The sequence below is a fragment of the Massilia sp. CT11-108 genome, assembly GCF_047302915.1.
Classification (GTDB): Bacteria; Pseudomonadota; Gammaproteobacteria; order Burkholderiales; family Burkholderiaceae_D; genus Telluria; species Telluria orientalis.
Map to the genome: position 1 here is coordinate 1 of NZ_JBKYMO010001021.1, position 913 is coordinate 913.

The following is a 913-nucleotide window of genomic DNA, read 5'->3' on the forward strand; positions in this document are numbered from 1 at the left end:
AATCCACCGCGGCTCCCCCCGGCGGGCCGCGCCGGTGTGGCACGGCGAGATGGCGCGCGAGCTGCAGCAGGGCCAGACCGTCGCGGTGCTGGCGGGCGAGATCCGCACGGGCCTGCGCCAGGTCGAGAAACTCATCGACGACTACTACGAAGACCCGGCACGCATTGCGTCCCTGGAACAGGTCGACCCGCTGCTGCACCAGCTGCAGGGCGCGCTGGCCATCCTCGATCAGGAGCAGGCCACGCAAGCCGTCGACCACGTGCGCGCCCAGGTACGCGCGCTGATCGAGACGCCGCCGGATGCCGCGGCGCGCGGCGCCGTGCTGGACAACCTGGCGCGCAACATCGGCGCGCTCGGCTTCTTCACGGACGCGCTGGCGCAGAACGTCGACGGCGCGCGCCGGCGCTACCGCTTCGATGCGGCGGCGGGCCTGTTCCACGAGCTGCCGCTCGAAGCACAGGCCGAAGCACAGGCGCCGTCGGAGCCGCAGGCTGCGCCGGAGGCGGCACCGGATGCCGTCGACGCCGAACTGCTGGAGATCTTCATCGGCGAGGCGCGCGAAGTGCTGGACGTCGTCGGCAACGCGCTGCCCGTTGCGCAGGCCGATCCGGCCGACCAGGACACGCTGACGCGCCTGCGCCGCGGCTTCCACACGCTCAAGGGCAGCAGCCGCATGGTGAACCTCGAGCAGTTCGCCGCGGCGGCAGCGGCCATCGAAAAGGTCATGAACCTGTGGCTGGCCGAGGCGCGCGCCGCCACGCCGGACCTGCTGGCACTGCTCGCGCAGGCGCATGCGGAGTTGGGCGCGTGGGTTGACGAACTCGCGGCCGGCGGATCGCAGCGCGATGGCGCGGCGCTCGTGCAGGCAGCCCAGCGCGTGCAGGAGGGTGGGCCGTTCGCGCTGGCGGAAGCG

The 913-nt window shown here is 72.8% G+C and carries 1 protein-coding gene; it reads left to right on the forward strand.

Annotated elements, in window-relative coordinates; translation table 11 throughout:
* Nucleotides 1-913 (forward strand): Hpt domain-containing protein (locus ACEN88_RS32855; protein ID WP_413346471.1); only part of this gene is annotated, 913 nt, incomplete at both ends.